The sequence below is a fragment of the Chitinophaga sp. 10T418 genome (genome assembly GCF_056394125.1).
In genome coordinates this window covers 1-21,748 of the sequence record NZ_JBFTHG010000007.1, presented here as the reverse complement: position 1 = coordinate 21,748, position 21,748 = coordinate 1, and the positions used below count along the sequence as shown (strand labels likewise).

General features: G+C 43.0%; 15 protein-coding genes. 3 read left to right on the top strand and 12 right to left on the bottom strand.

Annotated elements, in window-relative coordinates; all coding sequences use genetic code 11:
- Positions 1-3: 3 nt before the first annotated feature.
- The 9 genes from AC1DCV_RS20950 to AC1DCV_RS20910 all read right to left on the bottom strand — a co-directional run bounded on the left by AC1DCV_RS20950 (position 4) and on the right by AC1DCV_RS20910 (position 15,384).
- Positions 4-1,125: a hypothetical protein gene (locus tag AC1DCV_RS20950; protein ID WP_477025002.1), complete on the bottom strand. Its 1,122-nt coding sequence runs from the start codon at positions 1,123-1,125 to the stop codon at positions 4-6.
- A 10-nt stretch (positions 1,126-1,135) separates the two neighbouring features.
- The gene (locus AC1DCV_RS20945) at positions 1,136-5,032 is read right to left on the bottom strand and encodes a PAAR-like protein (protein ID WP_477025001.1); all 3,897 of its coding nucleotides are present in this window, start codon (positions 5,030-5,032) and stop codon (positions 1,136-1,138) included.
- 26 nt (positions 5,033-5,058) lie between these two features.
- Positions 5,059-5,247 (bottom strand): hypothetical protein, encoded by a 189-nt coding sequence (locus AC1DCV_RS20940; protein ID WP_477025000.1) that lies wholly within the window; start codon positions 5,245-5,247, stop codon positions 5,059-5,061.
- Between the two features lie 11 nt (positions 5,248-5,258).
- Positions 5,259-7,082, bottom strand: coding sequence for a type VI secretion system Vgr family protein (locus AC1DCV_RS20935; RefSeq protein ID WP_477024999.1), 1,824 nt, complete (start codon positions 7,080-7,082; stop codon positions 5,259-5,261).
- A gap of 526 nt (positions 7,083-7,608) precedes the next feature.
- Positions 7,609-8,202, bottom strand: coding sequence for a 3-keto-alpha-glucoside-1,2-lyase-like domain-containing protein (locus AC1DCV_RS20930; RefSeq protein WP_477024998.1), 594 nt, complete (start codon positions 8,200-8,202; stop codon positions 7,609-7,611).
- A gap of 491 nt (positions 8,203-8,693) precedes the next feature.
- Positions 8,694-9,437, bottom strand: coding sequence for a hypothetical protein (locus AC1DCV_RS20925; protein WP_477024997.1), 744 nt, complete (start codon positions 9,435-9,437; stop codon positions 8,694-8,696).
- 274 nt (positions 9,438-9,711) lie between these two features.
- Positions 9,712-11,046: a TolC family protein gene (locus AC1DCV_RS20920; RefSeq protein WP_477024996.1), complete on the bottom strand. Its 1,335-nt coding sequence runs from the start codon at positions 11,044-11,046 to the stop codon at positions 9,712-9,714.
- A 35-nt stretch (positions 11,047-11,081) separates the two neighbouring features.
- Positions 11,082-14,210 (bottom strand): efflux RND transporter permease subunit, encoded by a 3,129-nt coding sequence (locus AC1DCV_RS20915; protein ID WP_477024995.1) that lies wholly within the window; start codon positions 14,208-14,210, stop codon positions 11,082-11,084.
- An 88-nt stretch (positions 14,211-14,298) separates the two neighbouring features.
- The gene (locus AC1DCV_RS20910; RefSeq protein ID WP_477024994.1) at positions 14,299-15,384 is read right to left on the bottom strand and encodes an efflux RND transporter periplasmic adaptor subunit; all 1,086 of its coding nucleotides are present in this window, start codon (positions 15,382-15,384) and stop codon (positions 14,299-14,301) included.
- 493 nt (positions 15,385-15,877) lie between these two features.
- On the opposite strand from AC1DCV_RS20910, the gene AC1DCV_RS20905 reads away from it, so the two are divergent.
- The 3 genes from AC1DCV_RS20905 to rnc are packed head-to-tail and all read left to right on the top strand — an operon-like array spanning position 15,878 to position 18,121.
- Entirely contained in the window at positions 15,878-16,114 is a 237-nt protein-coding gene (locus AC1DCV_RS20905) for an acyl carrier protein (protein ID WP_012788038.1), read from the top strand.
- 23 nt (positions 16,115-16,137) lie between these two features.
- Positions 16,138-17,391: a beta-ketoacyl-ACP synthase II gene (fabF, locus tag AC1DCV_RS20900; protein WP_441573160.1), complete on the top strand. Its 1,254-nt coding sequence runs from the start codon at positions 16,138-16,140 to the stop codon at positions 17,389-17,391.
- A gap of 10 nt (positions 17,392-17,401) precedes the next feature.
- Positions 17,402-18,121: a ribonuclease III gene (rnc, locus tag AC1DCV_RS20895; protein ID WP_331964734.1), complete on the top strand. Its 720-nt coding sequence runs from the start codon at positions 17,402-17,404 to the stop codon at positions 18,119-18,121.
- Between the two features lie 100 nt (positions 18,122-18,221).
- Here rnc and AC1DCV_RS20890 read toward each other — a convergent pair whose 3' ends face one another.
- From AC1DCV_RS20890 to AC1DCV_RS20880, 3 genes are all read right to left on the bottom strand, one after another.
- Positions 18,222-18,902 (bottom strand): GyrI-like domain-containing protein, encoded by a 681-nt coding sequence (locus AC1DCV_RS20890; protein WP_477024993.1) that lies wholly within the window; start codon positions 18,900-18,902, stop codon positions 18,222-18,224.
- A 74-nt stretch (positions 18,903-18,976) separates the two neighbouring features.
- Positions 18,977-20,008: a DJ-1/PfpI family protein gene (locus AC1DCV_RS20885; protein ID WP_477024992.1), complete on the bottom strand. Its 1,032-nt coding sequence runs from the start codon at positions 20,006-20,008 to the stop codon at positions 18,977-18,979.
- A 75-nt stretch (positions 20,009-20,083) separates the two neighbouring features.
- Positions 20,084-21,046 (bottom strand): helix-turn-helix transcriptional regulator, encoded by a 963-nt coding sequence (locus tag AC1DCV_RS20880; protein WP_477024991.1) that lies wholly within the window; start codon positions 21,044-21,046, stop codon positions 20,084-20,086.
- Between the last annotated feature and the right edge of the window lie 702 nt (positions 21,047-21,748).

Below are 21,748 nucleotides of genomic sequence, written 5' to 3'. Positions count from 1 at the left end.
TAATTATTCGAAAGATGCTATTGTCTGCTGCAGCGCCGGCAATGAGAAATAATGCTGCTGTTTAAGATAGTCTGCCAATCCTTTATCGGTTACTAGTAAACCTTCCAGAACAGCTTCTGCTGGCCAGATGCGCGGGTTATTTGGTGCAAGTTTGTAGTAGAGCGGATCATAAGTATTGGCGATATAAGCCGCAATTTTTCTTTTTTCGTTAAGAGAGAAGCACTGGAATGGATTATTGCTGAAGATGCTATTATCACTGTTGTCATATAATGCAGTAGCATACCAGTCCAGTGCTTTCAACATTCTATTATCGTTTACCTGTGTATGATCTGAAATCCATTTAAGGAGTTCTTCTTTTATTTCCAATTCGCCCTTGACGTTTTTTACAAAGATTATTTCCCCTACAGTGGCAATGTGATTATCATCTAAGTCCAGGTAATCACTCATAGCAAGATCATTTATTTTAGGTTCCTTGGTATAGCCAAAGGATTTGACAAGTGTTTTTAGGAAGAGTGTGTCTTCATGAAGGAGGTAGGCGAGATCGGGTTGACTGTTGTTGAAGAGGTATTTATTACGTGCGATGAGTGGTGGATTGATTGCAATTGTATAATGATTGCTATCCGTGAAATTGACGAAGTCCCCAAGAAGTGGTACGTACGTAATGAATTTGTATTCTTTTGAAATGAAGATATTATCAATGGTATAATCAAATTCATCTTCCTTATTTGTCGTGTCAATAAATATGGTATTGAATTTACTCCGAAGCTTTACATTATTATTTTCTTCATGGAATATATCGCCAAAAATTATCCTTAGCTTTTCATTAAAATCTGTTGAGTCCAGTGCTACAAAGTTCTTTTCTTTTAATCCCTGAGCTATAATAGGTAGTGAAATTTCCACATCACTTGTCGTATAGTTGTAAATCTCGTAGATGGTATCTTCAGATGCTTCCATACGTTCTTGTAATGCTAAATGCTTTTTAATTTCCGCGATATTCATATTGTAAACTTTTTTAGCGGGTTCATTCATCTCTGGACTAGTAGATTGAATTTGCTTATTCTGCATTTGGCAGGCTGTAACTATAATCATAGTGGTACTTACGAGTGATAGATAGATCTTTTTCATTGAATGGTTATTATTTTCTAAGACCGAGGTGAAAATGATTTTTATGTTTAGTTGTTGAGGCGCCCGTGGTATTTTTAATACCTATCTTATATCCATAATTTTTTCTAAACCCCCACCTGCCGGCTATTTTTAAAATATTTTCCAACACTGTTATAAACTCCCTCTCAGACCCATACGCATTTTTAGCCTCACTCCATAGTACCGCCTCCTTTCTGTCTGTACTGCCGGGATACCTGATGTCAATGTCGTTACCATTAATATGTCCTTTATGTCCCAGGTCCCTTTTGTTGCTGGCGGAGATGTCATTGAAATATAGTTTCTCCTTATATCCATTTTTAGGTAATGAATAGAAAAAACCAAATAACGGAGCTGCTATGCCTGGCGCAATATAATTATCATCTCCCCCATCTCTGTCGCCATATCGTCCCCAGTTGGGGCCGGTTTCCGGAAATGGAACAAGGCAATGCTTATTTTTCTCCAGTATAAATGATTTTATTGGCGTGCCGGAGACATATAAATCGTATTGATATTTGTTGCTTGCGGGATTGCTTTGAACAAATTTATAGTCAAACGTATCTACATTGATGTAGTACCTGTTTATACTTCCTTCGGGGGCTAGCCCATATTGACAGGAGCTGACCTTGAATACGATCGCCGTATTGTTTTCGAAAAGATGTTTCTTTTCCGTGTAATTGCTTTTTCCTCCGGAAATAACTTCTTTACCAACAGCTTTGCTGATTTTCGCTGTGATTTCCCTATTACCATTCGCAATGTGTTGCAAGCCTTTCCACTTCCAGAATGCCATAGCTGATAGGGCTGCTATTTTCATGTGAGTAGCAACAAGATCGGGGTGGCTGATGATATCTGCATTTTCTTTGATGGTATAGGTGTTTGCATACGCATATGCCCCTCTGCCAGTAATCTGTATGAGGCCTCTCCCTCTGAACCTCCAACCATCTCCTTTTGATATATTGCCGAGGGTTTTACCCTTAGCTGTATCTGGGCCATAAACATAGTTAGCAATGTTTTGCTGATTTTCATTACTAACGCCAGGGTTAGCAGGAACTCTTACACTCCTGCCCCATTCCCGGGCCTTCTTTTTGCCCTCTGGAGTTTTGAATGGAGAGAAATGCTTATCCAAATCCTCCCAGTACCAATTGAAACTTTCGCCGTGTTTTATATGAAGACACATGCCGCTTTCTATGCCTACCTGTGCAAAGAAGTGCGCTTTATTCCAACAAGTATTCATGCCTGTTGATTCCATGTAGCGGTTGTAAGTATCCGCTACTGATTGCAGATCAGCCTTATTGGCGTTGGGGAATATTTTTATCAGTTGAGATGAGGTAATGTTTTCATTGCATCTGGGACAACCTTTAGTAAAAATATCTTCCCCCATGGTTTCTCCAAGTACAACAGGTGCATTTGTTTTGCTAAGTTTATTAATTAGTTTATCCAGCGTGTCTGAGAGTTTAATATGCTGATAAAAGCTGATGCTGTTTGGGTTAAATATGTTTTGGTCTGCTATTTCAGCAGGATAGAAATATTTGTGAGACGCGGATTTTATGACTACATAGAAGCAACGAAGGAAGCTGTCTTCCAGTATGTTTCCGGTTTTCAGCGAGCGCGTATCTATTGTCATATGGCATATTTCACTATCCGCTACATTTACACTGCCGCTGAGGTAACATTTGTCTTCGTCTTTGAATTTATTTTCCCAAACCTGTATCAGTAGTTTTTCACCAGCAAGGTTACTTGTTTGTATATGTACTTTTATTTTCTCTCCATATTTGTAAACTTTATAGGCAGGTTGATGATAGTTGTCATAAAAATGTACGGATAGAACTTCCTTTCTTGTGCTGATCCGAAGGTATTTACCTGTTTCTGCTGTTCGTTTGTTACTTTGCTGTTGAGGGAACCAGTATTTGTTACCATTGCATACAATTGTTTTCATATCAGAGAACTGGATACTGTTTGCTATTTGTGCAATAGCAAACAGTATATTGAAAGTGTCCCATTCAAAACTCAACATTGTTAGTAATGGTTTCAGGCTGTAGGTACTGATATCCAGCTTCAATTCTCCAGTTCCATCAAAGCTCACTATTCCCAGGTCTTTGATATGGTAAATGCTGTTAGCGGGGTTGCTTTGCAGTAGATGAAGATTTATTTTTTCATTTGCTGCGGTAGGGCAGTTAATAATGATCCTGATATTTTCTTTCCATCCGGCGGCGGGCTTATAAATGTTTTGTTGATCAGCAAAACACCAGCGGGTAATGGCGGCGTATCCGGCATTAATTTTCAATGTTTGTTTTGATTTACCTAACCTGGCGCCTATGGTAAATTGCCCGTCATGTCCGGCAGATGCGTTTCCCAATGTATCGCTACCAGCTCCGAATGGGGTCCATGTAATTGGTCCATCCAGTGTTTCATCATAGGGCATTAGTGTTTGCGCTGATAGCGTATAATATTTGCCTACTATCCAGTTGGTACTACCATTTACTACTTTGATCTGCAGTAGTTCATTGTTTTTGACTTCCAGTTGCCATTGGCTATGCTCCGCAACTGCTTTTTGTGCGCTATTCCCGCTCGGGAGGTAACTCGAACGGGCTTCAATAAGGTATTTTCCGGGAATGGTAAAATGGGTATCGCCATCAAGTTTAATGAATGGACCGATACCCACCTCTTTACCATTCAGTAGCCACGTTGTGGTAGCCGCATTAGCTGAAGTTGATATGCCGTCAGTTATAATGGTTGATGCATGCAAGTTCAGGGATGTGCGGGGTCTGATCAGATGGTTGGTTATTGATATTACTGTTTTGTTCGCTGATTGTAGGGTATGTGTAATTACCTGTGGATAATTGTTGTTACACATGGTGGCACTAACAAAATAGGTTGCTGCAGCATTGGGTGGAGTAAAGCTGATGCTATCTGTGTTTGCTATCGCAATAATATTATTGCAGTGATCTGTAATCTGCATGGATACATTTTGTTGTTCGGATGCAGTGGCAGGTGTTATTTCATATACTGCTCCTATGGTAACCGGCTCTCCCTTTTGAAGCCGGTACTCCCTCACAGAAGTATTGGTTGTTTCCCCGGTGCTATCTGTCACATTGAATTCATCTTTAAGTGAGTTGTTTCCGGCTGTTATATCCAGGTAGGTTGTCATGTTTATCTGTTCGTCCACATAAGCCATCACACGATACTTTCCGGCTTTATCAAGATTGATATACAGATAAGGCCCATTTCCCTCAAATGAAAGCAACGTGGTGTTATTATTATGGTTATCGAATACTTTCCAGTTTACCTTTGATTCATCTGCTTTATCAGGGTTCTCATACTTTTCTACGTAAAAGAATAATGGTTCGTTTATTCTGACAGTGATATCAGGGAGGGTATTGTCTTTTATTTTAGTACTGCTGAAAGTTGCCGCTGGCGAGCGATTTTCCAGTTTGAGTCCGATCCGCTCTATACCCGGCACTTCCTGCGAATTTGTTTGCCGGAAGGACGGTGGGTTGAATGCCTGAGTACCTTCCGTTTCCTTGTCTGAAGGAGGCGCAATACCGGCAGTTTGCCCGTGATAGCTGATGCTGATACAGGGACTTCCTGATACAGCGCAAATAGCGGTACTATCTTCTGTTAATATTTGTCCTCCATTGGAGAGGGTGACGTTGGATGAAAATCCCAGCCATTGTGTAATGGCAGGTGTGCAGGCACTAAGCGAAAATGTGCAGGTTCCGAATGTTCCCGGTGTAAAAGGATTTCCTGTTTCCATGTTGCTGGCCACCGCTTTGGAGCTGCCACTATGGTCATTGATATATTCATTGGTAGCGGATACCTTTAGCTTACTGCTGGTATTACCGAAGCTACATTTACACACCGCTCCCTGTACGACAAAATGTTTATCAGCCATCTTACCATTTTATTTACTTGCGTGTATTATTTTTTTTCCATAGCAGAGACGGAGGTGTCCCGCAGGAATTTTAGTCCATGTTGTTTGCCATTAATGATAATGGATTTGCCGGAATGAATAGCCATATCGCCGGAGCTATTCCATTGAATATTCTTGCCGTTTTCTGTATATTTTTTGCAGATGATAAGCAGATTTCCTGCGTGGTTGTTACGCATGGTGACAGGGTTTAGAATATTTTTGATTTCTCTCCGCTTTTAATATGCACCGTTTTTCCCGCACTGATCTGCATATTTTCTTTTGAGCTCTCAATATTTATTTCCTCAGCATTTTTCTCAATCTCTTTTGCCTGCAGGTGTATGTTTTCCAGAGCTGTTTTGGTGATGTTGGTAGCGGTTAACCGATAATCATTCACTGTGTATTGACTTAAGCAATCCCCTGCGCTATGGAGAATGTTCATGCCCGCGGTGTGGTTCATGTGAAAGCCTGCGTGCATATCAATATTTTCGGTAGCATGTATACTGATATTTTTTGCAGTTATTTTAATACTTTCCGGAGCAGAGAGAGAAATATTCTGACCATGCGTATCCATGATAAGGGTGTTGCCTCCTTTGTCAGAAATGATGATGTTCTCCTGTTCGTTGGTGTCATCCATACGGATGGTATGGCCGCTACGTGTTTTAATTACTTTTATATTATTCATTTCATCTCCGTAGTTTGTTCTGGCGTTGCCATTACTGGTGCAGCCGGTGGCAAATGGAGCTTCGGGATTGCCACCTTCAAAATCTACCCATACTTCTTCATTGATTTCGGGAATAAAGTAAAATCCTTTATTGGCGCCGCCATGTGGCTGATGTAGCCTGATCCAGGGAGTAGCGCCGTTTTGCCAGTTGAATTTTACCCGGATGCGTCCCAGTCCTTTCGGGTCGTGGTTATCTGTTACTACTGCACTTTGTGCTTCACATTGTGGGGTATTGTTCAAGTGCATCTGAGGAGTTGCTACATCTGAAGGGATACCTTCGAATGTATTATAGTAGTCGCCATTTCCATCGCAATGATGTTCCAGCTTTGTCAGTATAAATTCGCCATGATCTTCCCGGGAAAGCAATCTTTCCTGTATACTGATGATATTGCCCGGCTGCAGACCTGTATTTCTACTGGATCCTTTTATGAATACCATTTTAGAGATGCCTGCCTTTTGGTATTGCCGTGCCAGGGTGGATAATTCTGCCCTCGCATTACTGCTGAATGCATAGGGGACTTTGTAACTGGCTGCATGATGGTAAAATTTATTACTTAATGAATGTACCTGTTGGGAATAGTTATTATGGGTGGAGAAAACCTGGCTGCCCGTTTCCTCTTCAATGACCTGTTGTAGCCTGTATTCATAGGTATGCAGTAATTGATTTCCTGGTAAGATTTTGCATTCCAGTTGGAAATCAACCAGGTCTGCCTGGTGTGTCAGACTGGTTTTCTGCGGTATATATTGTCCGAATATAATTTGCTGCCCATTATAGAAAAAGTGTTCTCCATAGCGTTGCGAGAGCCGTTGCAGGAATTCAAATCCTGTTTCTTTATACTGTACAATATATTTCAGCGGATGGGTAAGTGCAGGATTCACCTGCGGATTAACAGTGAGTGGGTAACAATTCTTAAAAACGGTGTTAACAATGGATGATAAGGCCAGCTGCTCGTATGACTGCATGTGTGGGTTGCCGGAAAGAAGTATGGTAGGGCTGTTTCCCCGAAGGGTACAACTGCCGGTAGTTCCATTCTTTTCTTTACCGGAACTCACACTGGTAATGATGCCATTAAATAATAAAGGTTTGAAATTTAGCGTAGGCTCAATTGCCTGGATGCAAATGTTGATTTCCTTTCCCAGGAATGATTTGCCGGCGATCAGCGGATTGGGGCCATGACGGGATAGCCAGTCGTATCCAATACCCAGTTCAAATTCATGATGCCCTTTCATGGATTGTTTGAGGTGAAGAAACTGGAATTGTCCGAATTGATGCTCTCCTATAGATACAGTTGTTGTTGTATATAAGGTCATAATTAAAATGAATTAAAAATGATTGAGGATATGTTTGGGAGAGGCAATTTTCTTTGGGTACGAAACAATAAATCGAAATTATGTAATTAATTTTAATTGATGAAAAAATAATTAAGAATCCTACCTAAAAAATAATTTAATATTCATTTTGGTAAAAAAATAAAATAATTATAATGCTGTGAAGTTGTTTGCCACTTTATGTTGTATGCTATCTGGTGTGTGATGAATGGAGCATGAGAATCTATTTTCTTTGTTTAAGAAAATATAATTTCGGTCATCTTTTAAAAAGATGATTACGTCTTTTTTCTGGCGAAGGGTTCATTTAATGAGGCAAATATGTCAGTGCAATAAGTATTCCATCCGCTGATAAATGCATGTTGCATAGGTTGAGTTAAACTGAAGCCAGAACTTTGGTATAGTTCTGCTGTTGTTCTCCATCTCTCCAACAACAAAATATAGCCACAAAAAAAGGCTTTAAGAACACATGTTCCTAAAGCCCAACTTCTAACTATATCAATCAACAAACTTATTTTATCGTCAAATTTTTCCAATCTCCGGCAGAACCATTTCCTACCCAATATCCAATCATTCCATTTTTTTGTGTGCTGAGCTGGGATACTGTTAAACATCTCTGCCCGTTCACATATACGGATACCTCTGGAGAAGATACGATAATTTTTACATGAAACCATTTATTGGGATCAGCGGTAACATCTATTTCACTTTCGTATTTACCCGGATAATCCTGCCTGAGTGCTGGCCAGTCGTGCAACGGTAGTGAGATGTACTGTACAGAATGCCCTCTCCTGCCAGCTTCCGGTACCTGGAAATTAAAAGGCCTGAAATATACAGCGTCATACGTGGAATCATTCATGCCGTGAAAAGCAATGCCGACAAAGCTTTGCTGCAATTTATTCTTTCCTTTTGCATCAAATTCTATTGTGCCATTGGCGAAATCCTTATTGTTAATCCACGCAATGCCTACACCGGGGGCTTCATTTAAATGAATAGTGGTGGAGTCCCTGCTCATCCCACGGTTTACCACGCGCAGCTCCTGTGCGGTAGCCATGGAGGCCAGGAATGAAAGAAAAGTAACGGTAATGGAAAGGCGACGTAACATAATAGATAATGTTTATGCAGATAGCATTTACAAAACCATGCCGGAGAGATTGTATTTGATAAACATCAATTAGTACATGATATATTATTTTATGTGTTCGGTAGTAGTACATGCTTCTGTCCATGGCCGCACATTATTGCGGATCAGGTTGAAAACCTGGGGATAGTGTAAATTTTATAGTGGATTAAGAACCCCATCATTAAAGCCAACATTACCTGCAACATGTATTTCCATTGCATTGATACCGTCGATGCTATGCCTGGCACCCGCTATGTACCTATAGAAGCAACGCAGCAGAGGTGGACTTGATGCGGGGATGAGGTCCGGGTGTATAACCGGGATGAAATTGCATCAGAAGACGGATGGAGCTCAGCACTGGCCATAGCAGGGCTGCTTCCCAACCAGGGGTAGCTGCGGAAAAAGATATATTATTAAAAGGAAGCAGGTATGAGGGGTTTGTTTATCAAAATATCTCCGGGGGCAAAATAGCTTTATTCCAGTTGAATGACAGCTGGATATGCGTGTGTATAGGTAAGTTTGGGAAGTAATTTCGTCCGCTTGGGGTAGATACGTTTATTTGCATGTTTGGGTACCTGCGGGGCTGCCACTGCAATAATATCAGCGGCCATATACTGTCTGTTGCCCGATGGACCATCTTTGTATAGGGCTCTTACCTGGAAAACCACTACCAGTGAACCCTGCCCGGGTACATCGAGTGAAACATTTGTTTCCTGGAAAGTGGTATCGGGGGCTATCGTTAGTGTAACCGTTTCACTACCCGTCACCTGGCGTGATGTAAAATCAATACGCGTTGCGATCACTTTTAGTTCCAGGGCAGCAATACCTTTATCCCTGGCGATGGTTTGTGCGGGAATATTTAATATCCCGTTAGGGAGAAGCCGGGGAGCCATTGTAAAGAAACGATCTACTCCGGTATGCTGATTGAAGCGGAAACCTGTTAGGGCGGCGTGATGATCGCCGGCAGCAATGAGTAGTTTGTTGAGCCGATTGATGTGGGCGCCGTCACAATGGATATCCAGGTGGGGGTAGAGCGCATGACGGATAAAAGCGCCCTTCCTGCTGGCGATGCCAAAGCGCCTGGATGCGCGGCGGGTAGCAGCCGTTTGCTGCACGCTTTCAGGCATGGAGCGCAGGAAGTAGTTGCCATTGCGCTTATACCCAATGAGATTGCCGAGTTTTCCCGTAAAGGAAATGACAGACATTTGTTTTGCCATGGGAGATTATTTTGATTACTATAAATATAACATAATCCGGGGAACCTGTTTGCGGGATAGATGGAAGATTAGCTAAAGGGAGTGTATTGAGTATTGCTTAATATTCAACGATAGGTCCATGGGATTTGAGAATGACAAATGCCAGTGAATATTGAAAAAGATATTTCCCCGTTTTCAACCTGATCCATTATTACCGCGTCTGTTGGGTAAAACAAAGAAGGGAATCGTGCTACTGCATGATTCCCTTCTTTGTTTAAAGGTCAATAAGGATTGCTTATTGGAGCAATGCGCCATTCAGTCGCCCTAATTCGGTTTCGGCCAATTTGGTATTATATCGTGCCTGAATAAGCCTGTAATAGGAATCTTCCAGACTCTGTTGCGCTATTTTTACTTCGAGTATAGTGGATACTCCCTGTTTAAATCGTTCCAGGGCCACCATCGCATTTTCTCTTGCCAGGTCATTGGTCTCTTCTTCCAGTGATGCCTGTTTCTTATAGTATTCGTAATCCTTGAAAGCATTATTCAGAGATAGATCGACCTGTGATTTTACGTTATCTAAAGTGATATTTTGAAAATCAAAGTCTATCCTGGCATTCTGTACCTGCCTTTTTACATTGAAGCCGTTAAAGATAGGTATGGCAGCGGTTAAGCCGTAATTAACAACACCGTTGCGGCTAAAGCGCGGACTGAAGGCATTAGAAGCCGCATTGGATGTATTACGGGTATAGTTGTAAGCAGAATTAAAGGATATTACCGGGAAATAATCGGCGCGACGTTCTTTAATAGTGAGTGCAGATACATTTACATTCTGCTGCTGCACTTTAATGGCGGTATTATTATTTGCAATATTCTGTTGCAGCACAGCAAAGGAAATACCGGCATTCAGGGGAATAGAGTCCACTACGTCATAGCCAATAGCGCCTGCAGGCACTGCCATCAGCTGATTCAGCAATCCTTTGCTTTGCTCTATCAGCGTTTGCTGGCGGATGTACAAAGCCTTTTGCGCATTAAGATCTACTTTGGATTGCAGCAGATCTGTTTTGGGGGCCAGCCCTGTACTGAATTTGGCATCTGATAATTTCACCCGTTCTTCAGAAATAGACATCTGTTCAGATAATGCTTTCAGCTGTTGCTTTTGTTGTACAATGTTATAATAACCACCAATGATGGTGGCAATGGAATTTTGTAGCTGGTCTTTCATGGCCAGCTCTCCGAGATTACGGATAGATTCCAGCTTATTACGTGTTGCAAACATTTTGAGACCGTCAAACAGTGTCCAGCTAAGGTTTACATTGCCGTTGATGTTATTGCCTTTGATGCCGCTTGTATCGCGGGTAGTACCATTTACGAACTCCTGTTTGGTGGCTGTATTATTCCAGGTGGTGCCTGCTGTAGCATTCAGACGGGGAATAAAAGCAAAATTCGCATAGGCGTAGTCATTAGCAGAAAGTTCTGCCGTATTTCTTGCCAAACGGATGTCGTAGTTATTTTTCAGCGCTACATCTATTGCCTGTTCCAGTGTAAGTACCTTCTGCTGCGCATGTAATGCGCCGGTACCTGCCAGTGACATCAGTAATAATAAACAACGCATCTTTATATATTTCATCATAAATACTTAAGCTTAATCATTCAATTCAGTAGTACTCAGGCATGAGCAGATGTTACCGGCGCTTTTGCATCATCTTCCAGTTCTTCCTCATCATGATGAGATAGATTACCTCTGCGGGAAAGGAAGGTATACATTGCGGGAATTACATATAGTGTTAATACCAGTGAGAACACAATACCGCCCACAATAACAATACCCAGCGGAATACGGCTGGTAGCAGCGGCTCCCAGCGACATAGCAATCGGCAACGCTCCCAGTGCCATGGCCAGACTCGTCATCAGGATAGGACGGAGACGCATAGAAGAGGCATTAATTACCGCGTCTGCTTTTTGCATACCACTATCACGCTGATGGTTGGCAAATTCCACGATCAGGATACCATTTTTGGTTACCAGTCCTATCAACATAATTACACCGATCTGAGAGAATATATTCCAGGTTTGATTAAACAGCCATAATGATAATAGTGCTCCGGCAAATGCCAGTGGTACGGTGAGCATAATGATCAGCGGATCTATCCAGCTTTCAAACTGCGCTGCCAGTACCAGGTAAATGAGTACCAGTGCCAGCCCTAATGCAAACATCGTATTGGAACCACTTTCTGCATAGTCACGTGAAGATCCCGATAGCGCGGTGTTAAAGGAATCATCGAGCACCTGCTCTTTTTGTAGTTTATCATAAATCCGGTACATCTCTTTAATACCATCACCAATGGTTTTGCCTGGTGCAAGACCAGCAGAAACGGTAGCCGATTTGTAACGGTTGAAATGATAAATAATCGGAGGACTGGTTTCTTCTTCAATACTTACCACGTTATCCAGCTGTATTGCTTCGCCGCGGGAGTTGCGTACATACAGGTTCTGCAGATCCATCGGATCATCACGGTCAGCCCGGAATACCTGTCCCATTACCTGGTATTGTTTACCATTCCTGATAAAGTAGCCATAGCGAAGGTTACTCAATGCCAGCTGTAATGTTTGTGAAATATCCTGTACTGAAACGCCCAGCTGGGTGGCTTTATCGCGGTTAATGTGAATGCGCAGTTCCGGTTTGTTGAATTTAAGATCTACATCGGTGCCCTGGAAAACAGTGCTGTTGCCCACTTCTTCCATGAACTTTGGCAGTACAGCGGTTAACGTATCAAAGTTGATATGTTCCAGTACAAATGAAACCGGCAAACCACTACGCCGTCCTACCTGGATGGTTTGTGACTCAATGGCAAATACTTTTCCTTCCGGGAACCGGTTCATGTTACGGTTTACCATGTTCACAATATCTTTCTGCGAGCGCTTACGGTCATGTGGTTCGGTGAGCATGACGTTTGCAAAGGCGGTATTCACAGCTCCGGAACCGCTGAAGCCTGGAGATGTAACGCTGAGCACAATTTTCTTTTCCGGGATGGAGTCGATCATGAATTTGGTCAGCTTATCCACATATTTATCCATGTAGTCATAGGCTGTTCCTTCCGGTGTAGTAATAGATAACCGGAAGGTGCTTCTATCTTCCAGCGGCGCCAGTTCGGATTGTAATGTTTTAAACAGGAAATAGATCATCACCAGGCATCCTGTAATGATTAATCCGGCTACCCAACGGAAACGCATAAACGATTCCAGTGAACTTTTATAGCCATCTTCCATCCAGCGGAAGAAAGGTTCCGTTTTAGTATAGAACCAGGAGTGGGTATGTGTTTTACGTCCCAGTTTAACGTTTAATACCGGCGTTAACGTGAGGGATACAAAAGCAGAGATGATTACCGCACCGGCCACTACTATACCAAACTCCCTGAACAATTGCCCTACGAAGCCTTGTAAGAAGATGATCGGTAAGAACACAAAGGCCAGGGTAATAGAGGTAGCTATTACCGCGAAGAATATTTCTTCTGACCCTTCCCGGGCAGCCCGCATTCGTGGTATGCCGGCTTCTATCTTCTTATAAATATTTTCCGTTACCACAATACCATCATCCACTACGAGCCCGGTGGCCAGTACAATGGCGAGCAGGGTGAGGATGTTAATGGTAAAGCCACAGGCATACATGATAAAGAATGCGCCTATCAGGGATACGGGGATATCTATTAATGGGCGTAGTGCCATCAGCCAGTCACGGAAGAAAAGGTATACGATAATGATTACCAGTACCAATGCCACAATGAGGGTTTCTTCTACTTCATCAATAGATTGTTTGATGAATTTGGTATTATCCATGGCAATATTCACGGAGTAATCTTCCGGAATATCTTTTTTCAGCTGATTGAATCGTTTGTAGAATTCGTCCGCAATAGCTACATAGTTGGAACCAGGTTGGGGAATCAAGGCCAGTGCAATCATGGGGTTACCAGACTCTTTCAGCATGGTTTCTTCATTTTCAGGTCCAAGCACAGCCTGACCGATGTCGCGGATCCGTATTTCGCTGCCGTTGATATTTTTTATAATGAGGCCATTGAAATCATCTTCAGAGACTAGTCTTCCGAAGGTCCGCACGGTGAAGTCGGTAGCATTACCGGCTATTTTTCCTGAAGGGAGTTCCACGTTTTCACGTACCAGTGCAGCCTGTACATCGCCGGGGGTAAGACTATAGGAAGATAGTTTTGCGGGATCCATCCAGATACGCATGGCATATCTTTTTTCTCCCCATATCTGTATGGCGCTTACGCCGGGAATGGTTTGCAGTTTCTCGAGGAGCACGTTGGTGCCGTATTCGGTTACTTCCAGCTGGTTGCGGGTATTGCTTTGTACCGTCATGGAGATGATAGCATCGGAGTTGGCGTCCTGTTTGGAAACGACCGGCGGTGCATCAATATCGGGTGGTAAGCTGCGCAATGCCTGTGAAACTTTATCGCGCACATCGTTGGTAGCACCTTCCAGGTCTTGTCCCAGTTCAAATTCTACGGTGATGTTGCTGCTACCCTGGCTGCTGCTGGAGGATATATTTTTAATCCCCGCAATACCATTGATCTGTTTTTCCAGTGGTTCGGTGATTTGTGTTTCGATGATATCGGAGTTGGCACCGGCATACGAGGTGCGTACATTCACGATGGGTGGGTCAATGGCCGGGAAATCTCTTACCCCCAGAAAAGTAAAGCCCACCAGGCCGAATATCACGATAATGATATTCATCACAATAGCAAATACGGGGCGTTTGAGTGATAACGAAGGTAAACTCATGGTAAATATTTTCGGATTCTCTCCTTTGGCGGGTTAATTTTCCGGAAGATAAAGGACTGCCGGTGCCCATCGTCAGAGGAGAAAATTGTTATTGTATCTTATTATACTTCAGCGGCATGCCAGGCTTCAGCTGGAGGATACCTGTAGTAATAACGGTATCGCCGGGTTGTAGTCCGGTGGTGATTTGTACGCTGCTTTCTGTACGCAGGCCGGTTTCTACTACTACAAACTTAGCTTTTCCGCTATCTGCAATGATCACTTTCTTATCGCGGGTGCCTGGGATAACCGCCTGTGAGGGGATCATCATGGCTTCCGGCATATCTTTTAATACAATTTTTACTTTAGCGAAGGATCCCGGGAACAGTATACCATTGTTATTAGGAACGATGGCACGGAGTTTTACCGTACGGGTGGTCAGGTCTATTTTCGGGTCAATGGCATAAATGCTGCCTTTATATTCTTTATTATCTCCGGCCACATAAAAATTTACCTGGTCTCCGTTTTTGATGGCGTTGCGGTATTTTTCTGCAACGGAGAAGTCCATTTTCAGGGGATCTATTTGTTGGAGGGTAGTAATAATGGTGGCGGAAGAAATGATGGCGCCTTCACTGACGTTACGCAAACCGAGTTTTCCACTGAAGGGAGCCCGCAGTTCTGTTTTCTGTAACTGGGTTTGGGTATAATCCATATCTGCTCCGTATGCGCTTACCTGGTTACGGGTTACATCTACATCCTGTTGGCTGATTCCATTTATTTTAAGCAGGTTTTCCTGGCGTTCCAGGGTTGTTTTGGACAATTGCTGCTGTAATTTGAGTTTTTGAAGCTGGGCTTTGAGGTCTTCATCGTAGAGTTTTACGAGGAGATCTCCTTTTTTAACGGAGGTGCCTTCTTTAAAGTAAAGGTGTATGATACGGCCATTGATTTCTGGTTTCACTTCTACTTCTTCATTGCTTTGCAAGGTGCCGCTTGCTTCAATAGATTGATCGAGCCGGGATGTTTTCACTACCCAGGCATCTGTCAGGAGGGTTTTGGCACCGCCTCCTTTGGCAGCAGCGGCAGCACCGGGTTCTCCGGCAGACTTGTTGCCGGCTATTTTCTTATAAACGAGGAAGATGACGATACCGGCAGCGGCCAATATTACTATTGAGCGAACGGTCTTTTTGGAGATGGCCATATCTTTTTTATATGTGTTTTTATAGCTGTTAGTCCCTGGCTGTTAGTATTTAGCAAAAAAAAGGGTAGCGGATACAGTACCTGGAAGCAGGATACAGGGTAAAGTATAGCTACTTATCTCATAAGCCGGACAAATTTAAGCATTGAGGGGGCTGAAAGCTCCGGGCGACTGTTAAATAGCGTTAATGCTTTAGATAAGTGGCGATATAGCCGGTTGAATGGATATATTTTCAGATTTATATATTTTGGATTTGAGAGATTGGCGTATTTGTCCCGAAAAAGGCGACTTTTGTGGTAAAATATGCAAATCTGTAAACCTGCCAGGATCAAAAATATATAAATTCTTTTATTAACAAAGCAATGAATATGTTTACTGTACTGGGTTTGGTGGGATTGGTCCTATTGGGGCGCCTTTAAAATTCGGGCTATCTGTTGGCAATTCAATAAAAATTATATTTTTGCAGTCAAGTTTTAAACCAAAAACACTTAAAATTATGTCAGACATTGCATCAAGAGTTAAAAAGATCATCATTGACAAATTGGGCGTTGACGAAGCCGAGGTAACTCCTGAAGCCAGCTTCACCAATGACTTAGGCGCTGACTCTTTGGATACGGTAGAACTGATTATGGAATTCGAAAAAGAATTCAACATCTCCATTCCTGACGAACAAGCTGAAACTATTACTACTGTTGGCCAGGCAGTTGCTTACCTGGAAGAACATGTAAAATAATCCTACTAATCAGAATTGTTTTAATGCAACCAAGACGAGTTGTCGTTACAGGTTTAGGCGCTCTTACACCGCTCGGCAATTCCGTAGCTGATTTTTGGCACGGATTGACGAACGGTGTATCCGGCGCGGATTTTATCAAGCAATTTGATGCTTCCAAGTTTAAAACTCGTTTTGCTTGTGAACTGAAAAATTTTGATCCTGCTAACTACCTGGACAAAAAGGAGGCCCGTAAGATGGACCCCTTTACACAAACGGCTGTAATTGCCGCAGATCAGGCGATACTAGACGCCAATATCAATAAAGACAAGATCAATGCTGATCGTGTTGGAGTGATATGGGGCACTGGTGTTGGAGGTATGATCAATTTCAGTCACGAACTGAGAGAGTTCCATACCGGGGATGGTACGCCCCGTTTCAGCCCTTTTCTAATTCCGAGGCTTATTCTTGATATCGCGGCTGGGTATATTTCTATCCGCCATGGTTTCAGGGGGCCTAATTTTTCTGTGGTATCCGCCTGTGCATCTGCAACCAATGCAATTATAGAGGCGATGTACAGTATCCGCTATGGTAAAACCGATATGGTGATTACCGGTGGATCAGAAAATGTAATCAATGAGCCTTGTGTTGGCGGGTTTAACGCCATGAAGGCCTTGTCGGAAAGGAATGATGATCCTAAAACTGCTTCCCGACCCTTTGACCTTGACCGTGATGGTTTTGTGATGGGAGAAGGAGCTGGTGCCCTTGTACTGGAGTCATTAGAACATGCCCAGGAAAGAGGTGCCAGGATATATGCAGAGCTAGCCGGTGGTGGCGCTACCGCAGATGCGTATCACATTACTGCTCCACATCCGGAAGGATTAGGCGCTTTAAATGTAATGCGGAATGCTTTGGCAGATGCCGGAATGCAGGCCAGCGAAATCGATTATATCAACGTTCACGGTACTTCCACTCCGTTGGGAGATATTGCCGAAGTAAAAGCCATTCAGGGAGTTTTTGGAGAGCATGCTTACAAAATGAACATCAGCTCTACCAAATCCATGACAGGTCACTTACTCGGGGCAGCCGGTGCCGTTGAATCTATAGCCGTAATTATGTCTATCCTCGATGGCATAGTTCCTCCTACGATCAACCATTTTACTGACGACCCGCAGTTAGACCCGAAACTGAATTTTACTTTTAATATTGCACAAAAGAGAGAAGTAAGCGCTGCATTATCCAATACCTTTGGTTTTGGAGGACATAATGCCTCCGTTATTTTCAAAAAATTCGTTCCTTGATCTTGATTGTGTGAATTTACTGCCAGGTTTTTTATATCGACTTGTTTCCAAAAAACGGCACTTATATAAAGAGCTGCACAACCTGCTGGGATTTCCACCAGGTAACTTTGCCCTTTATGAAGTGGCCCTGAGCCATCGTTCCAGTAAAGAAAAATTCCTGGAAAGCAACGAAAGGCTGGAATACCTCGGTGACGCCATTCTCGGCGCCATTGTGGGAGATTATCTCTTTAAAAAGTATCCCTATAAAACAGAAGGATATTTAACTGAGATGCGCTCCAAGATCGTTAACCGGCAACAGTTAAATGATATCGCTATCAAGATGGGTTTGCGGAAGCTTACTATCTACGATAAATACAACAGCTTTCTCAAAATCAGCCAGATATTCGGTAACACCCTGGAAGCCCTCGTTGGCGCCGTTTACCTGGACCGCGGTTACAATAAAACCCAACAGTTTGTTCATAAACGCATTATTATGCCTTATATCGATATGGAACTGCTGGAAACCGTGGAAATGAACCACAAAAACAAACTATACGGTTGGGCCAATAAAAACGGCAAAACGTTGGAATTCGAATTACTCGAAGAACAAATGGATAATGGCCGGCGCATCTTTACTGTAGGTGCTGTTGTAGACGGAGAACTGATCTGTAGTGGCAAAGCCTTCAATAAAAAAGACGCCAGCCAGATTGCGGCTCAACAGGCAATTATACAACTGGGGCTGGGGGACTAAAAAAAGCCGTTAGCTATTCGCTTCCGGCTATAAGATATTTTGAGTGGTCATATTAATGAATTTGATATAAGGCTTCCCTGGAAATGACCTTATTATACCTCTACTTCTTCACCGGGTGCCTTAATATTGTTTTTAGCTTTTCAGGTGCCGTTTTTCTGAAATCAGACAAGTAAACTTCATGATGCCGCCCATTCATCTGCAAACCCTGCTGATGCATAAAGTCGTCCATTTTTTTCAGTGATACCGGCTCTTCACTAAAAGGCCCTATATGCATCATCTGCACACACAGGCCTTCTTCCATGTGTTTAAAATCTACCTGACGGATATAAGTCGACTTCTTTTTCTTCTCCGCTGCCAATACTGATTCAGAAAATTGTTGGCGGGTGATTTCGTCCGGCAGCCGGATCGCCAGTTCATAATTCCATTGATCCCGGGGTACCTGCAATGGGTCTGCAGTATGGTCATCTACCCACCAGAAGCCTTCCAGTTTGCTGACGGTAAAATCCAATCCTTTTTGCTTGCTGTTGAATTTGATGCCGTAAGCTACCGCATACAAAGCTGCGGTAACTTCTCCAAATACGGCACTGTTGGGATCTCCCTTGCCCATTATAGTAACAAAAAGTCCTTTTTCTATGGTAACCAGTTCGGGTGCATTCGCGGCAGTATAATAGCGTTTGAATGCTTTTGTTAAATCCAGTTTATTCATGTTTGTTAGTGTTAGCTGTATATCAAAAACAAATGTGATCAGGAGCAACCATCCCAGGTTGATATAAGTTTTCATTTGTGAAAGGTTGAATTCACTTTGTTAGTGGCAAATAATGAGTGCAGGTGCCCGTTCCTGCACTCATTACCAGACTATATTATTCCAATCTGCACGTTGGTGATATTTTGCTCCGGATGTTCAAAGTTGTATTGCAGGTACTGTTCCCGGGTATAACCATTCATCTGTAAGCCCAGCATTTCCATGCCGGTAAATAGTTTACCATAAGTGTTGGCCAACAGTTCCCAGGAGCCATGGTGTTGCATACTTACACATTTGAAAGGTGGCAGTGTTTCACATTGCCATGGGGCAGCAACTGTTTTTACTTCAGTTACCGGCAGACCAATATCCAGGGTGAACACGGTATCTGGTTGTCCATCGAAGCCATGATAATGCCATTGCGGACTGCCGCATATTTCCAGCCCGGCTTCCACCGCTTGCTGATATACCACTTTGATGGCAGTACGCACCAGCTCCAGCATACCGGCATAGTTAATCTCGTAGCGGCGATAGAAGAAATGAAACGGCTGAGTAGCGCCCATCTCGGTATCAGTACTACTGGCATCAAAGAAGCCGAACCAGAACTTCAGTTTTTCGTTTTGCAGTAAATCAAAATGTTGAAAGATGGCTTTGGTAAATGGTACCATAGCAGTGCCGGCAGCGGTAATGATATGTGGAGCCGTTACAGCCGGACTGTTTTCATAAAAGTCCGCGCCTTTATAAGCGGGTGCCAGTTGCTTGAGTACTTCAGCATGGTTGCTGGTGTGTGGGATATTATCCAGGAGGCCGTGCTGGGCCAGTAATACGGTGGCTCCGCAGATGGCGGCTATCGTTTTTTGTTTTTCCAGCAATTGCTGAACAAGTGGAAGTACCTCTGTATTAGCACCTTGCTCCATAGGAGCGCCACCGGGGAGTATCAGGAGGTCAATATCCGCAGCCAATGCCTGCTCCAGGCTGGCCTGTGGTTGTACCAGGAGTTTACCACCAGAAGTCACCGGTTTACCATTGAGGGAAAAAGTGACGATGTTAACATCTGTAAAGCTGCTTATGCCATACATGGGCAGCGCCGGCTCCCAGTCTGAATAGCCATCGAAAAGGTATACATAGCAATTGCTTAGTGTTTTCATGTCGTATTGTTTTTGATAACAATACAAAGCAAAGGCCATGAAGTGACAACCTTATGTCAGCAGCATTTCAAAAAATTAAAAATAATGTGCATGGAGCTCTGTAACCAGCTCCCCGACAGCGTCCTTGAGTTCCTGTGGCTGAATGATATCCGCGTGGTTGCCCAGCATAATCATCCATCTGGCAAAGTGTCCCAGGTGAGATTGTAGAAAAGTAAGCTCAGTTTTATCCCCGACCACCTTTTCATCCATCAGGCCATAATAGTATTTCTGATCCCGGAGGTATCGCATTACATCGTTGTCAATAGCTATCTTGATGAGGTAGGTATCTCCTTTATTCCTTTGCCTTTGTTGCTCCAGGTAGTCCTGTAAGGACAGGTGTTTGTTTTTATGGTAGTGGGACGGTAATACACTTAGTTTACGTATCCGGTCTATCCTGAAATCACGATACCCTTGTCTGAGCCTGCAAAAGGCAATCAGGTGCCAGTTGGCGCTCATATGGAAAATGCCTACCGGTTCTATTTCTCTTTTGGTAGCCACCTCCTCCTGTATGGAGAAATATTCCATGCTGATGACCTGGTTCATACCCAATGCCTGTTGTATATCAGACAGAAACCGGTTAGGGAACTGCTCGGCTTCCAGATTTGGTGGCCGATACCGTAATACGGCTATATTTTCATCCAGCGACTCCAGGTAGTCCTTTTCGGTGCCCCTGAGTACGGAACGGATCTTTTCCATAGCCAGGCTAAACTGCTTCCTGTTGCTGTGATCGCTGAACTGCTCCATCAGTTTTTCCCCGGTAAGAAGGGCAGCGGCTTCCTCTTTGGAGAACATGACCGGAGGCAGGTGATAGCCTTCTACGATATAATAACCGGTACCGGCTTCTGCCCCAATAGGCACACCAGCTTCCTGCAGGGCCTTTACATCCCGGTACACCGTCCTTAAGCTAATGTTAAAGCGGTCGGCAATTTCAGCGGCCTTCACAATTTTTTTGCCCTGTAATTGTATGAGAATGGCTGTTAGACGGTCAATACGGTTCATGAAAGCGGTAATTCTGGGTACGAATTTCGGTTTCCCGAAATTATTTTCAGAAATTTTTTTTAAACCATTAAACTTTAATCAACGTACGTGGTCTTAAATACATAATCATCTCCTGATAAAAGATAGGATACCGGAAAAATGATAATGGAGACTTTCGGGAGATCATCAACACAATGCTACAGTACAGAATATAGGTTAAATGGTAAGTCCCTGCAATTTCTTGCGGGGACCTGTTTTTTAGAGAGCTTTTAGCCATTAGCTTTTAGCTGTTAGACCTTTCTGGGTAATATTTCTTTCTAATAACACTATCCCAACAAATGGGAAGCTAAATTATAGCTGTTAGGCATTGGCTTTTAGCAGTTAGCGCTTCATCATAATATTTCTTTCTAAAGGCATTATTACTTTCATCAACAAACGGCAAGCTAAATTATAGCTGTTAGGTATTGGCTTTTAGCTGTTAGTGCTTCGGTGTAATATTTCTTTCTAAAGGCATTATCACTTTCATCAACAAATGGGAAGCTAAATTATAGCTTTTAGGCATTGGCTTTTAGCTGTTAGTGCTTCGGCGTAATATTTCTTTCTAAAGGCATTATCACTTTCATCAACAAATGGGAAGCTAAATTACAGCTGTTAGGCATTGGCTTTTAGCAGTTAGCGCTTCATCATAATATTTCTTTCTAAAGGCATTATCACTTTCATCAA